This is a genomic window from Elioraea sp. Yellowstone, assembly GCF_006704265.1.
In the GTDB taxonomy this organism is placed as follows: domain Bacteria; phylum Pseudomonadota; class Alphaproteobacteria; order Acetobacterales; family Acetobacteraceae; genus Elioraea.
In genome coordinates this window covers 19,227-32,707 of sequence record NZ_VIKA01000026.1, presented here as the reverse complement: position 1 = coordinate 32,707, position 13,481 = coordinate 19,227, and the positions used below count along the sequence as shown (strand labels likewise).

Here is a 13,481-nt window from a genome sequence, read left to right as displayed (position 1 = left end):
AGCCCGACGCGTCGCCGGCTTCTTCGCCGCCGTCTTGCGCGTCGCGGTCTTGCGGGCGGCGGGCTTCTTCGCCGCGGCAGCCCGACGCGTCGCCGGCTTCTTCGCCGCGGTGCGCTTCGGCGCGGCCTTCTTGGCCGCCGTCGCGCGCTTCGGCGCGGCCTTCCTCGTCGCCGGCTTCTTCGCCGTCGCCTTGCGTGCCGCAGGCTTCCTCTTCGCGGGCGCCTTCTTGGTCGCCGCCCGCATCGCCATCGGCTGCGCGCGGGTCTCCGCGGCCTCCGCATTCGCCTCGCGCGCCGCGCGGATGGCCTCGACCGCCGCCGGCACGTCCTTGGTCATGGACACGTGCACAAACTCCTTCCTGATGCGGGTCCTTTCGCGCAGGCACTTCCCCGCAAGCCGCGGCTGGGCCGCGGCGGCGACGAGAGGCCGCCCGGCATGCGGAGCCCGGTCGCGCGGGAGCGCGCGGCGGCGGACGGTGGCGCAACGCGCCATCGCCGGGAACCGATCGCCCGCATCTCGCTTGCCCGGGATGCCTCGACCACCGGAGTGGCTTCGGCGTGCGTGCGGTCCATGGACCGTCCTTCCCTCTCGCGGACACTCCAGATGCAGCGATCGCGTGCGCGAATCGGATTGCATCTGCATCCGCAACATCACGCTATGCGAGTCGTGCGCAGTGCTGTCAACAAAAAGCAATCGACGCGCACGATTTTCATGCGCGTCGATCGCGAACGACACACCGCAGGATGCATCGGCGGCGCCGCGGCACCGCGGCACCGCGGCACCGCGCGCGGATCACTCCGCCGCGCGCGCCGACGCCGTCGCGTAGACCGGCGTGCGCCATTCGGGGTGGAGCGCGCTCTCGCCCTTCGCGACCGCGAAGTAGAGCGACTGCAGACGGCGCGTCAGCGCGCCCACCGCGCCGTCACCGACCGGCAGGCGGTCGACCGAGGTCACCGGCGTCACCTCCCAGGCGGTGCCGCAGAAGAACACCTCGTCCGCCGCATAGAGTTCGCTGCGGTCGACCTCGCGCTCCTCCACCGTCACGCCGAGCTCCTCGCGCAGCAGGCGGATCACCGCGTCGCGGGTGATGCTCTCGAGGATGCCGCTGGTGATCGACGGCGTCACGGCGACCCCGCCACGCACCATGAACAGGCACATGCCGGGCCCCTCGGCGACCTTGCCGGCGGAGTTCAGCAGGATGCCGGCGCCGTAGCCGTTCGCCTTCGCCTCGTGCACGGCGAGCCGGCCGTTCTGGTAGTTCGCGTTCGCCTTGACGCGCATCGGCATCGCCGCGTCCTCCGGCCGACGCCAGGACACGACGCCGGCGGCCAGCCCCTCGCTCAGCGCCCTGGTCGGGGGGCGGGTATTCGCCGTGCAGGCGAACAGCACCGGCCCGACCGCGTGCATCTCGCCCGTGCCGTCCAGCAGCGCCGAGAGGCGGATATGCACGCCCTCGCGGAAGCCGTTGGCGCGCACCACCTCGAGCACGGCGCGCTCGAGCGCCGCGAGGTCGGGGATGACGTCGAAGCGCATCACCTTGATCCCGAAGGCCAGCCGTTCGAGGTGCTCGCGCAGGCGGAACACGTACATCTCGCGCTCGGCCTCGTTCCAGTAGCCGCGCAGCCCCTCGAACACGCCCGTGCCGTACTTCACGGCCGGCGAGTAGACGTGGATGCGCGCCTCCTCCCATGGCACCAGCCGGCCGTCGAACCAAGCGAAGCGGGGATGGGTGTCGGCCATGGCATTCCTCCTCCGGTCGGACCGGACGACGCTAGGCCAGATGCGGAAGGGGCGCGAGCCCTGCGGCCCGCGCCCCTGCCCTGCGGCGGACGGAACGTTTCACCGCGCCTTGATCGGCGGCACCGGACGCTGGTCGACGCCCACGTAGTGCGAGAGCGGGCGGATCAGCCGGTTGTCGGCGATCTGCTCCAGCACATGCGCCGACCAGCCGGTGATGCGGCTGGCGACGAACAGGGGGGTGAACATGGGGATGTCGAATCCCATCAGGTAGTAGGTGGGCCCAGCCGGGAAATCGAGGTTGGGGTGGATGTTCTTCTTGGCCAGCATCTCCTCGGCGAGGATGCGGCTGATCTCGATCCACTTCTGCCCGCCGCGCAGCCCGGCGACGATGTCGCGGTACTTGCTCATCGTCGGCACGCGGGAATCGCCCGACCGGTACACCCTGTGGCCGAAGCCCATCACCAGGGCACGGTGCTCGAGCTTGTCGTCGATCCACCCCCTGGCCTTCGCGGGCGTGCCGATCTCCTTCAGCATGTGCATGACCGCCTCGTTGGCGCCGCCATGCAGCGGACCCTTCAGCGCGGCGATGCCGGCGGTGACGGCGGCATGCAGGTCGGCGCCGGTGGAGGCGACCACGCGGGCGGCGAAGGTCGAGGCGTTGAAGGAGTGCTCGGCGTAGAGCGTCATCGAGACGTCGAAGGCCTTCACGATCTCCGGCTCCGGCACCTTGCCGAAGAACATGTGGAAGATGTTCTCGGAGAAGCCGAGCTCGGGCTTGGGCTGGATCGGCCTCAGCCCCTTGCGCAGCCGGGCGATCGCGGCGATCGCGGTCGGGATCTTGGCATAGAGCCGCATCGCCTTGCGCCGCGTCGCCGCCTCCGAGACGTCCTGCGCCTCCGGGTCCTCGAGACCGAGGAAGCTCACCGCGGTACGGGTCGCGTCCATCGGGTGGGTCTTGCGCGGGAAGGACTCGATCGCACGGATCAGCACCTTGCTGATCTTGCGGTTCGCCCGCTCCTCCTTCTCGAAGGCGTTGAGCTGGCGGCGGTTCGGCAGCTCGCCGTTCAGCAGCAGATAGGCCACCTCCTCGAAGCGGCACTGCTCCGCGAGCTCCTGCACGGCGTAGCCGCGATAGGTGAGCGAGTTCGTCTCCGGCATCACCTTGGAGACGGCGGTGACGTCGGCATGCACGCCGACGAGGCCCTTGAAGACCTGCGGCGCGGCGGCGGTGTCGTTCATGATCGGGCTCCCTCCGGCTGGCTCAGGCGCGGGGACGGCGGGCGGACGGAGCCTTCCTGCCCTGAGCGATCGTCTTCACCCGTCGCGCCTTCTTGATCGTCCTGGTGCGCGCCTTCTCCTCGCCGCGGCGCTGGATGCGGCGCGTGGCAGCCGGCTCGGCCGAGCGGACGGGTGCATCGAAGATCCCCCGCACCGGCGCGAGCGTCACCCGGCCGGCCGGCAGGGCGACGTTCAGCGCGCCGAGACGACCCGCCGGCAGCGCGGCGAGGTCCTGCACCGCCTCGAGGAAGCGGTTCGCCTCGCGCACCGAGATGATCCCCTCGGTGAGGGTCTGGAACTTGCGGATGTAGTCGGGGCGCTGGAACGGCCGCGCGCCGAGCGAGTGGGCGTTGGCGACCGCGAGCTCGTCCTCGATCACCGTGCCGTCCTTCAGGAAGATCTGCACCCGCCCGCCGAACGCCTTCTCGTTCGGATCCTCGGAGTGGTAGCGGCGCGTCCACTCCGGATCCTCGGTGGTCTCGATCTTGTGCCAGAGCCGCACCGTGTCGGGCCGCTGCGCCCGACGCGGGGTGTAGCTGTCCACATGGTGCCAGCGCCCGTCCTGGAGCGCGACGGCGAAGATGTACATGATCGAGTGGTCGAGCGTCTCGCGCGAGGCCTTGGGGTCCATCTTCTGCGGGTCGTTGGCGCCGGTGCCGATCACGGTGTGGGTGTGGTGGCTGGTGTGGATCAGGATGCGCTCGATCGCCTCGAAGTCGGCGATCCTCTCGCGCATGCGGAAGGCGAGGTCGATCAGCGCCTGGCTCTGGTACTCGGCCGAGTGCTCCTTGGTGTAGCTCTCCAGGATCGCGCGCTTCGGCTCGCCCTTCTCCGGCAGCGGCACGAGATACTCATGGTCCTTGTTCTCGCGCCCCGCGAGCATCCAGGCGATCACGCTGTCCTCGCCCTCGTAGATCGGGTTGGGCGCCCCCTCGCCGCGCATCGCGCGATCGACCGCCTCGATCGCGAGCTTGCCGGCATGAGCCGGCGCGAACGCCTTCCAGGAGCTGATTTCGCCCTTGCGGCTCTGGCGCGTCGAGAAGCTGACATGCACCGCCTGGTTCACCGCCTGGTAGATCACCTCCTGCTTCAGGCCGAGCAGCGTGCCGATGCCGGCGGCGGCGGCCGGGCAGAGATGGGCGATGTGGTCGATCTTGTGCCGGTGCAGGCAGATCCCCTTCACCAGATCGATGTGGATCTCGTAGGCCGTGGCCAAGCCGCGGATCAGGTCCTTGCCCGACTTGCCGACCGTCTGGGCGACCGCCAGCAGGGGCGGGATGTTGTCGCCCGGGTGCGAGTAGTCGGCGGCGAGGAAGGTGTCATGGAAGTCGAGCTCGCGCACCGCCGTGCCGTTCGCCCAGGCGGCCCATTCCGGGCTGACCGTGCGCGCGGCCGGCAGGCCGAACAGGCTGGCCCCTCCCTTGCGCGGATGCGCAAGCGCCATCATCCGCGCCGAGACCACCGGGCGGCGGTTGATCGCGGCGATCGCGACGGCGGCGTTGTCGATGATGCGGTTGATGATCATCTCGGCCACGTCCTTCTGGACCGCGACCTTGTCCACGGCGACCCCGGCGATCTTCCAGGCGAGCTGCTCCTCGCGCGGCAGCAGCGCCTTGGAGGGATGGACGCGGACGGAATGGAGCTTCATGCGGGATCCCCGTTCGTTGGGAGGGCTCGGGCGCAGCGGTCGGGACGGGTTGATCGCAGCCGCCGCGCGGTCTTGACTGGCGGGCGGATACCTAGACCTGCCCCCGAGAGGGGCGCAAGACGCTGCCCGACCGACGCCGGAGACATCACGATCCATGACCGACCTGCCGCCGCCCTTCGACCGCGTGGTGCTGGGCGATCTCGTCACCAGCGAGACGATCCTGCGCGACGGCTTCGTCGCCGTGCGTGACGGGCGCATCGCCGCGATCGGCGCGGGCCCGCCGCCGCCCGCGGTGACGGTGTCCGACCACCGCGGGATGCTGGTCTTCCCGGGGCTGGTGGACGGGCACATGCACACCTCCTCGGCGATGGGCTGGGGCGGGATCGAGCACGCGACCCGCTCGGCCGCCGCCGGCGGCGTCACCACCGTGGTGGACATGCCCTACGACATCCCGAAGCCCGTGACCGATGCCGGTCTGTTCGCGGCCAAGGTCGAGGTCGTCGAGCGCACCGCGCATGTCGATGTCGCCCTCTACGGCACGATCCTGAAGACCGGCGGCACGCAGCACATCAAGGCGCTGGCCGAGGCCGGCGCGGCCTCGTTCAAGCTCTCCACCTACGAGTACGACGCCACGCGCTTCCCCCGCATCGACCATCTGGAGATGGAGCGCGCCTTCGCGCTGATCGCCGAGACCGGACTGATGGTGGCGCTGCACAACGAGGACCAGGAGATCGTGGTCGGGCTCACCGCGGCGGCACAGGCGAGCGGCCGGACCGATCCGATCATGCACTGCCGCACGCGCCCGCCGCTCTGCGAGAACCTGGCCAATGTGACGATCTTCGAGATCGGGCTCGCCACTGGCGCGCATGTCCACATCGCGCATTCGTCGCTCGCGCGCGGCTTCGACCTCGCCGAGACCTATCGCGGCTTCGGCATGCGTGCCTCGGGCGAGGCCTGCATCCAGTACCTCTGCATGACCGAGGACGACATCGTCCGGCTCAAGGGCAAGGGCAAGTGCAACCCGCCCTTCCGCACCGCCGAGGAGGTGGAGCGGATGTGGGACCGGCTCGTTTCCGGCAAGGTCGCCTATGTCTCGACCGACCACGCACCCTGGCCGATCGACAGGAAGCTCGACGAGGACATCTTCAAGTGCGGGGCGGGGCTCACGGGGCTGCAGTCCTTCGCGCCCCTGATGGTCTCCCTGCTCGCCGAGCGCGGGCTGCCGCTCACCCTGATGGCGAGGTACTGCGCCGAGGAACCCGCGCGCTACCACGGCCTTCTGCCGAAGAAGGGGCGGATCGCGGTCGGCGCGGACGCCGATCTCTGCGTGATGGAGCGCGGCGACTTCACCTTCGACGAGGCCTCGATCGTCGACCGGCCCGAGTGCCGCTGGAGCCCCTATCACGGCCGCGCCATGAAGGCGCGCGTGGCCGCGACCTATCTGCGCGGGCGACAGATCTGGGATGGCGCGTCGGTGCTGAACAGGCCGGGCGACGGCGCCTTCGTGAAGCGGCAGACGGTCTGAGGGAGCGCGCCATGGCCCATCCGACGGCCTATCCCGTGCACTCGGCGATGACGCTCGCGGCGGCATCGCGCATCGTCGATGCGGCGCTGGCCGCGGGGCGCGAGGCGGGCTGCGCGCCGCTCGTGGTCGTGGTGGTCGATGCCGGCGGCCAGCTCGTCGCCTGCAAGCGCGAGGACGGCGCGGGCCTCGCCCGCTTCGCGATCGCCATGGGCAAGGCGCTCGCCGCCCTCGGCCTGGGCCTGCCCTCGCGCGAGATCGGCGCGCGCAACGCGGAGCGGCTCGCGTTCTTGAATGCCGCTGCGGCGGCGACGGGGGGCGCGTTCGTGCCCGTGGCCGGCGGCGTGCTGGTGATGGAGGGCGGACGCGCGATCGGCGCCGTCGGCATCAGCGGCGACACCTCGGACAAGGACGAGGCCGCCGCGGTCGCGGGCATCATCGCGGCCGGACTGACGCCGCAGGCCGGGTGAGGGCGATGGCCCGGATCGTCCGCATCGCCGCCTGCCAGATGGGCCCGGTGCAGCGCGCCGACAGCCGCGCGCACACGCTCGGGCGGATGATCGCGCTGCTGGAGCGGGCCGCCGAGCGGGGGGCGGAGCTCGCGGTGTTCCCCGAGCTTCCCTTCACCACCTTCTTCCCGCGCTGGCCGATCGAGGACGAGGCGGAGCTTCTCTCCCACTTCGAGCCGGCGATGCCGAACCCGAACGTGCAGCCCCTGTTCGACCGGGCGAAGGCGCTCGGCGTCGGCCTCTCCCTCGGCTACGCCGAACTCGACCGTGCCGCCTTCGAGGACGGGGCCGTGCGCCGGCGCGGCTACAACACCGCGATCCTGGTGGGCAAGGACGGCACGATCCTCGGCAAGTACCGCAAGGTGCACCTGCCGGGCTCGGAGCAGGTGAAACCCGGACAGACCTACCAGCAGCTGGAGAAGCGCTACTTCGCCTATGGCGATCTCGGCTTCCCGGCGTTCCGCGCCTTCGGCGGCATCATCGGCATGCTGATCTGCAACGATCGCCGCTGGCCCGAGGCCTGGCGCTGCCTCGCGCTGCAAGGGGTGGAGATGGTTCTCATCGGCTACAACTCCGCCGCCTACGACCCGAACGGCGGCGAGGGCGAGAGCGCGGAGCTGCGCACCTTCCACTCGACGCTCGTCGTGCAGGCGAATGCCTACATGAACGCGTGCTGGGCGGTGGCGGTGGCCAAGGCGGGGGTGGAGGACGGCGCCGGGCTGATCGGCGGGTCCTGCATCGTCGATCCGAACGGGCTGATCGTCGCCCAGGCGAAGACGCTCGGCGACGAGGTGCTGGTCGCGGACTGCGACCTCGACGCCTGCGCGCAGGGCAAGACCAAGATGTTCGACTTCGCGGCCCACCGGCGGCCGCAGCACTACCGGCGGATCGTCGAGCAGGTCGGCGTGGTGCCGCCGCGCGAGGAGGGATGAGGACGATGGCACGACGGATCACGGTCGGCGCGGCGCAGCTCGGCGCCATCCAGAAGTCGGACAGCCGCAAGGTGGCGGTCGAGCGGATGCTGGCGCTGATGGCGGAGGGCGAGCGGCGGGGAGTCGAGCTGATCGTCTTTCCCGAACTGGCGCTGACCACCTTCTTCCCGCGCCACTACGTCGAGAACCTCGACGAGGCGGACCACTGGTACGAGACGGCGATGCCCTCGAACGAGACGGCGCCGCTGTTCGAGGCCGCACGCCGCTACCGCATGGGCTTCCACCTCGGCTATGCCGAGCTTGCCCACGAGCCGGACGAGACCGGCCAGGTGCGCAAGCGGCGCTTCAATACCGCGATCCTGGTGAACCCGGACGGCAGGATCGTGCTGAAGTACCGCAAGGTGCACCTGCCCGGCCATGCCGAGTTCGATCCGGCGCGCAAGGTGCAGCACCTGGAGAAGCGCTATTTCGAGGTGGGCAACCTGGGCTTCCCGGTCGTGCGCACGCCGATGGGACGGCGCGACGAGGGCATCAACATGGGGCTGATGATCTGCAACGACCGGCGCTGGCCCGAGGCATGGCGGGTGATGGGGCTGCAGTCGGTCGAACTCGTCATGCTCGGCTACAACACGCCCTCCATCAACCAGGAGGCCAAGGGCTGGGAAGCCCATCACCTGCGCGTCTTCCACAGCCATCTCTCCGTGCAGGCGGGCTGCTACCAGAACGCCTGCTGGGGTGTTGCCGTAGCGAAGGCCGGGATCGAGGACGGCGCGGAGCTGTTCGGCCACTCGATCATCGTCAACCCGCAGGGCGAGATCGTCGCGATGGCGGACACCTGGGAGGACCAGCTCGTCACCTACGACTGCGATCTCGAGATGTGCCGGCTCGGCCGGACGAGCATCTTCAACTTCGCCGCCCATCGCCGCCCGGAACACTACACGCGCATCACCGCGCAGGTCGGCGCGGTGGAGCCGCCGGTGGTCTGAGGGGGCCAGGAGCCTTACGGCCCCTGGCGGGGAGCGCGGGGGGCGGCGCCCCCCGCAAGAAGAACAGACAGCGCCGCTCCGGCCGCCGCCTGGCACGGCTCGATCACCGGCACGCCGGCGGCATCCTCCACCGCCGCGCGGTGGTGCGCCATGCCCGCGCAGCCGAGGATCACCGTCCGCGCCCCGCGGGCGACGAGGTCGCGCGCCGTCCGTTGCATTGCCGCGCGCGTCGCCTGCGGGTCGAGCAGCGTGTCCATGTCCACGTCCATCGCGATCTCGGCCGCAAGCCGCGCCTCGGTGCCCATCTGGCGGAGCGCCAGCGCATGGCGCGCGATGCTCGCGGTGGCGAGCGCGATCACGCCGAAGCGCTCGGCGAGCGTCAGGGCCTGCGCCACCGCGGCGGCGAAGATGCCGATCACCGGCCTGCGCGTGGCCTCCCGCGCGGCCGGCAGGGCGGGGTCCGAGGCGCAGGCGATCGCGAACAGATCGGTCCGGTCGTCCTCGCGGCGGATCGTCGCGAGGATCGGCCCGGTGGCCGCGTACCAGTCCGACCAGGAGACGATCGCCGGCGGCCCGTCGGGCAACGTGACGACGTCGAAGGCGGGTAGGCCCGGAGCGCGGAAGGGGTCGAGCGCGCGCGCGATCCCCTCGCCGCAGCGGGCGTTGCTGTTCGGGTTGATGAAGAGGATCCGCCGCGTCATGCCGCCCATCCTGGTCCGGCCCCCCCGAGAGGCCAAGCCCTGGCGCTTTTCCCTTGATCCATGCGATGCCGCGGACCAATTTGGTGCGATGCAACAAGCCCGCCGCGCACTCCTTATATAAAGTTATGTCGGCCCATCCGCTCCCGCACCGCACCGACATCGCCGCTTGGCCGACGCCGTCCTTCTGGGGCGCGCTCGCTCGCGGCGCCGGCAACCGCTGCCCGGCCTGCGGACAGGGCAGGCTGTTCCGCGGCTATCTGCGGCTGGCCGAACGCTGCGACGCCTGCGGCGCGCCGCTGGGCGCGATCCGCGCCGACGACGCCCCTCCCTATTTCACCATCTTCATCGTCGGCCATCTCGTGATCCCGCTCATGCTGCTGGCGGAACGCAGCGGCGCGTGGTCGCCCTGGGGGATGGCGGCGGTGTTCCTGCCGACGACGCTGCTGCTGGCGCTGCTGCTCTTGCGCCCGATCAAGGGCGCCACCGTCGGGCTGATGATGCGCTTCGGCATCACGGGGCGGGAAGGCGATCCGCGGCGCGACGGGTGAAGGCGTGGCGCAGCGCAGCCGGATCGGCGAGATCGTGCTCGAGGCGGAGGCGCTGACCCGCCCCTCGGCCGAACTGGAGGCCGACCGGAACAGCGCGATCGCGGATCTCCTGCACGAGAACCGGTTCATCCCCAAGGGCGCGCCCGAGGGGCCGTATACGCTGCATCTCGGCTTGAACGGGGGGCGGCTCGTGTTCGACATCCGCCGCGCCGACGGCAGCCCGATCGGCGCGGTGATCCTGGCGATGGGACCGTTCCGCGGCCTGATCAAGGACTACCTGATGCTGGTCGGCGCGCATCACGCCGCGGTCGCGGACGGTCAGCAGGCGCGCATCCAGGCGATCGACATGGGACGGCGCGGGCTGCACAACGAGGGGGCGGAACTGCTCCTGCGCCGGCTCGACGGCAAGATCGACATCGACTTCGACACCGCGCGCCGGCTCTTCACGCTGATCTGCGTCCTGCACCAGAGGCTGACCCACTGATGAGGCTCGACGGAGAGGAGACGCGCAGCATCCGCCCGTCAGAGGACGGCAGCGCGATCGCGGTGCTCGACCAGACGCTGCTGCCCTGGCGCACGGTGTGGATCACGATCGACAGCGCCGCCGCGGCCGCGCATGCCATCCGCACGATGCAGGTGCGCGGCGCGCCGCTGATCGGCGGGGTGGGCGCCTACGGGCTCGCGCTCGCGCTGCGCGCGGATCCGTCCGATGGCGGGCTCGAGGCGGCGCACGCGATGCTGGCGGCGACGCGTCCGACCGCGGTCAATCTGCGCTGGGCACTCGATCGCGTGCGCGATGCCGTGCGGAACCGGCCGCACGCCGCGCGGGCCGCCATCGCCTGGGCGGAGGCCGGGGCGATCTGCGACGACGACGTCGCGACCAACGCCGCGATCGGCCGGCACGGCCTGCCGCTCCTCGAGGAGATCGCCGCGCGCAAGCGGCGGGGCGAGCGCGTCAACGTGCTGACGCATTGCAACGCCGGGTGGCTCGCGACGGTGGACTGGGGCACGGCGACCGCGCCGATCTACGCGGCGCACGACGCCGGCCTTCCGGTGCATGTGTGGGTGGACGAGACGCGGCCGCGCAACCAGGGGGCGGCGCTGACGGCGTTCGAACTCGGCAATCACGGCGTCCCCCACACGATCATCGCCGACAATGCCGGGGGACACCTGATGCAACGCGGCCAGGTGGACATCGTGATCGTCGGCACCGACCGGGTGACGCGCACCGGCGATGTCGCGAACAAGATCGGCACCTATCTCAAGGCGCTTGCCGCGCGGGACAACGGCGTGCCGTTCTGGGTCGCGCTGCCGCACTCGACGATCGACTGGCGGGTGCGCGACGGCCTCGCCGGGATCCCGATCGAGGAGCGCGGCGCCGAGGAGGTGACGGAGATCACCGGCCTCGGCCCCGACGGCACGGTGACGCGCGTGCGCGTGGCCAATCCCGGCAGCGCTGCCGGCAACCCGGCCTTCGACGTCACCCCCGCGCGGCTCGTCACAGGGCTGATCACCGAGCGCGGCCGCTGCGCGGCGAGCGAGGCCGGGCTTCTGGGACTCTATCCCGAGAGGGCCTGAACCGACCGCCGGCGTGCGGCGATCCAGTTCAGCAGCGCAACCGGCGCGACCAGGGCAAGCCCGATCAGCGTCGCGTTCAGCGACGGCGAGATCATGAGCAGGCTCGCCGCGATCAGCGGCAGCCGCGCCGGCCAGGACAGGGGCGCGAACAGGAACCCCGTCATGGCGATGCCGAGCGCGGCGACGCCGGCCGCACAGCTCAGCGTCACCAGGAGGAACTCGCCCAGGCCGAAGCCCGGCAGCACGATCAGCATCACCGGCGCATAGGCGAACACGAACGGCACCAGCGCCTTGCCGAGCCCGAGCCGGAACGCGGTGAGCCCGGTGCGGAACGGGTTCGATCCGGCGATGCCGGCGGCCGCGTAGGCCGCGACGCAGACCGGCGGCGTCAGGTCGGCGAGGATGCCGTAGTAGAGGATGAAGAGATGCGCGGCGAGCGGCGGCACGCCGAGCCCGGTCACCGCCGGCGCGGCCATCGCCGCGAGCACGATGTAGAGTGCCGTGGTCGGAATCCCCGCCCCCATCGCCACGCAGACCAGCGCCACGAACAGCAGCGTCAGGAACAGCGTCAGCCCCTGCGGCGTCAGGATGCCATCGGGCAGCAGCGCCATCAGCGGCACGAAGTGCTCCGCCAGACGCTGCGCCGCCTGGGTGACGATGAAGCCGACGCGGAACCCCGCGCCGGTCAGCGTGATGACGCCGACCACGATGCCGACCGCAGCCGCCGCCGCGCCGACCGCGAGCGCGTATCGCGCCCCCGTCTCGAAGCCATGCCAGAGGTCGCGGAGGGTCAGCCGGTTGCGCGGGTTGAGGAAGCCCACGACGATGCAGGCGGTGATGCCGTGGAAGGCGGCGAGATAGGGCGTGTAGCCGGCGACGATCGTCCAGACCAGGATCACCAGCGGAATGACGGTCGGCCAGCCGCGCGCGACGGTGTGACCGAGCCGCGGCAGGTCCTCGGGTTCCATGCCGCGCAGACCGAGGCGCTTGGCCTCGAAATGCACCTGCACGAACACGCCGAGGAAGTGCATCAGCGCCGGCACCGCCGCCGCCGCCAGCAGCGTGGTGAGCGGGATCTCGAGGAACTCGATCATCACGAACGCCGCCGCGCCCATGATCGGCGGCGTGATCTGCCCGCCCGCGCTTGCCGCCGCCTCCACCGCCCCCGCGAAATGCGGCCGGTAGCCGATCTTCTTCATCGCCGGGATCGTGAGCGAGCCCGTGGTGACCGTGTTCGCGATCGACGAGCCGGAGATCGAACCGAACAGCGCCGAGGACACGACCGCCACCTTGGCCGGCCCGCCCGGATATCGCCCCGCGACGATCGCGGCGAGGTCGATGAAGAACTGGCCGAGCCCCATGCGCGTGGCGATCACGCCGAACAGCACGAAGTGGAAGACGAAGGTCGAGACGACCTTCGCCGGGATGCCGAAGATCCCCTCCTGCGTCAGGTAGACGTGGTTGATCAGCCCCTCCCAGTCGTTGCCGGGATGGCTGAGCACGCCGTCGATCCTGTCGCCGAACAGGGCGTAGAGGATGAAGACGACGACGATTCCGGGCAGGATCGGCCCCATGGCGCGGCGTGCCGCCTCCAGCGTCAGCGCCACCATGAGGCTGCCCATCGCGACGTCGGCGGTGTTGGGCGCGCCGATGCGGAAGGTCAGGTCGTCGAACACCAGCGGGAGGTAGAGCGCGGCGGCGGCGACCGCCGCGGCGAGCCCCCAGTCGACCAGGGGCACGCCGCCGAGGCGGCCGGCGAAGGCTCGCGAGGGGCCGGGGAACACCAGGAAGATGATGCCGAGCACCGCGGCGAGATGGATCGACTTGTGCCAGTGCTCGGTGACGATGCCGAAGCCGGCGGTGTAGTAGTGGAAGACCGACAACACGACGAGTGCGGCCGAGACGAACCACCTCGCCGGCCCGTCGAGCGCGCGGAACTGGAGCTCGCTGTCGTAGGTCCGCTCGAGTTCCGCCGCACGCTCGGGATCGAGGCGGCGCGCCGGCGCGCCGCCCTCCGCCGGGACGGTCATGCGAGCGGG

At 70.9% G+C, this 13,481-nt stretch carries 13 protein-coding genes; 7 read left to right on the top strand and 6 right to left on the bottom strand.

The annotated features are described in order from the left end of the window. The 4 genes from FK498_RS06170 to FK498_RS06155 form a co-directional block, all read right to left on the bottom strand. Positions 1–735, bottom strand: a 735-nt coding sequence (locus FK498_RS06170; protein ID WP_141852643.1) for a hypothetical protein, incomplete at its 3' end; no start/stop codon positions are given. Positions 736–792: 57 nt separating this feature from the next. Further along, the gene (locus tag FK498_RS06165) at positions 793–1,740 is read right to left on the bottom strand and encodes a branched-chain amino acid transaminase (protein ID WP_141852641.1); all 948 of its coding nucleotides are present in this window, start codon (positions 1,738–1,740) and stop codon (positions 793–795) included. Between the two features lie 99 nt (positions 1,741–1,839). Continuing rightward, on the bottom strand, positions 1,840–2,979 hold the full coding sequence (locus tag FK498_RS06160; protein ID WP_141852638.1) for a bifunctional 2-methylcitrate synthase/citrate synthase: 1,140 nt from the start codon (positions 2,977–2,979) through the stop codon (positions 1,840–1,842). A gap of 22 nt (positions 2,980–3,001) precedes the next feature. After that, entirely contained in the window at positions 3,002–4,666 is a 1,665-nt protein-coding gene (locus tag FK498_RS06155; protein WP_141852636.1) for an MmgE/PrpD family protein, read from the bottom strand. A 154-nt stretch (positions 4,667–4,820) separates the two neighbouring features. Between FK498_RS06155 and FK498_RS06150 the strand changes: the two genes are divergently transcribed. From FK498_RS06150 to FK498_RS06135, 4 genes are read left to right on the top strand one after another with little or no spacing between them, the layout of a single operon-like run. Next, positions 4,821–6,191, top strand: coding sequence for a dihydroorotase family protein (locus tag FK498_RS06150; RefSeq protein ID WP_141852634.1), 1,371 nt, complete (start codon positions 4,821–4,823; stop codon positions 6,189–6,191). Between the two features lie 11 nt (positions 6,192–6,202). After that, a complete protein-coding gene (locus FK498_RS06145; RefSeq protein WP_141852632.1) occupies positions 6,203–6,658 on the top strand; it encodes a heme-binding protein in 456 nt (151 codons plus the stop codon). Between the two features lie 5 nt (positions 6,659–6,663). Next, entirely contained in the window at positions 6,664–7,629 is a 966-nt protein-coding gene (locus FK498_RS06140) for an N-carbamoyl-D-amino-acid hydrolase (protein WP_141852630.1), read from the top strand. Positions 7,630–7,634: 5 nt separating this feature from the next. Then, on the top strand, positions 7,635–8,615 hold the full coding sequence (locus FK498_RS06135; protein WP_141852628.1) for an N-carbamoyl-D-amino-acid hydrolase: 981 nt from the start codon (positions 7,635–7,637) through the stop codon (positions 8,613–8,615). Between the two features lie 14 nt (positions 8,616–8,629). On the opposite strand, the gene FK498_RS06130 is transcribed toward FK498_RS06135, so the two are convergent. Further along, positions 8,630–9,316, bottom strand: coding sequence for an aspartate/glutamate racemase family protein (locus FK498_RS06130; protein ID WP_141852626.1), 687 nt, complete (start codon positions 9,314–9,316; stop codon positions 8,630–8,632). Between the two features lie 83 nt (positions 9,317–9,399). Between FK498_RS06130 and FK498_RS06125 the strand changes: the two genes are divergently transcribed. Genes FK498_RS06125 through mtnA form a run of 3 tightly spaced genes read left to right on the top strand, consistent with a single transcriptional unit; the run spans position 9,400 to position 11,442 of the window. Continuing rightward, positions 9,400–9,864 (top strand): DUF983 domain-containing protein, encoded by a 465-nt coding sequence (locus FK498_RS06125; RefSeq protein ID WP_237560850.1) that lies wholly within the window; start codon positions 9,400–9,402, stop codon positions 9,862–9,864. Positions 9,865–9,868: 4 nt separating this feature from the next. Next, entirely contained in the window at positions 9,869–10,348 is a 480-nt protein-coding gene (locus tag FK498_RS06120; RefSeq protein ID WP_202614766.1) for a UPF0262 family protein, read from the top strand. Further along, the gene (mtnA, locus tag FK498_RS06115; protein WP_141852623.1) at positions 10,348–11,442 is read left to right on the top strand and encodes an S-methyl-5-thioribose-1-phosphate isomerase; all 1,095 of its coding nucleotides are present in this window, start codon (positions 10,348–10,350) and stop codon (positions 11,440–11,442) included. Before FK498_RS06120 ends, mtnA begins: the two co-directional genes overlap by 1 nt. Here mtnA and FK498_RS06110 read toward each other — a convergent pair. Beyond that, a complete protein-coding gene (locus FK498_RS06110) occupies positions 11,424–13,472 on the bottom strand; it encodes a TRAP transporter permease (RefSeq protein WP_141852621.1) in 2,049 nt (682 codons plus the stop codon). The genes mtnA and FK498_RS06110 overlap by 19 nt on opposite strands. Positions 13,473–13,481: the final 9 nt, after the last annotated feature.

What these genes read in the sequence shown, in the direction of transcription:
- FK498_RS06165 (WP_141852641.1), bottom strand. Translation starts at nt 1,740, where the DNA reads ATGGCCGACACCCATCCCCGCTTCGCTTGGTTCGACGGCCGGCTGGTG.
- FK498_RS06160 (WP_141852638.1), bottom strand. Translation starts at nt 2,979, where the DNA reads ATGAACGACACCGCCGCCGCGCCGCAGGTCTTCAAGGGCCTCGTCGGC.
- FK498_RS06155 (WP_141852636.1), bottom strand. Translation starts at nt 4,666, where the DNA reads ATGAAGCTCCATTCCGTCCGCGTCCATCCCTCCAAGGCGCTGCTGCCG.
- FK498_RS06150 (WP_141852634.1), top strand. Translation starts at nt 4,821, where the DNA reads ATGACCGACCTGCCGCCGCCCTTCGACCGCGTGGTGCTGGGCGATCTC.
- FK498_RS06145 (WP_141852632.1), top strand. Translation starts at nt 6,203, where the DNA reads ATGGCCCATCCGACGGCCTATCCCGTGCACTCGGCGATGACGCTCGCG.
- FK498_RS06140 (WP_141852630.1), top strand. Translation starts at nt 6,664, where the DNA reads ATGGCCCGGATCGTCCGCATCGCCGCCTGCCAGATGGGCCCGGTGCAG.
- FK498_RS06135 (WP_141852628.1), top strand. Translation starts at nt 7,635, where the DNA reads ATGGCACGACGGATCACGGTCGGCGCGGCGCAGCTCGGCGCCATCCAG.
- FK498_RS06130 (WP_141852626.1), bottom strand. Translation starts at nt 9,316, where the DNA reads ATGACGCGGCGGATCCTCTTCATCAACCCGAACAGCAACGCCCGCTGC.
- mtnA (WP_141852623.1), top strand. Translation starts at nt 10,348, where the DNA reads ATGAGGCTCGACGGAGAGGAGACGCGCAGCATCCGCCCGTCAGAGGAC.
- FK498_RS06110 (WP_141852621.1), bottom strand. Translation starts at nt 13,472, where the DNA reads ATGACCGTCCCGGCGGAGGGCGGCGCGCCGGCGCGCCGCCTCGATCCC.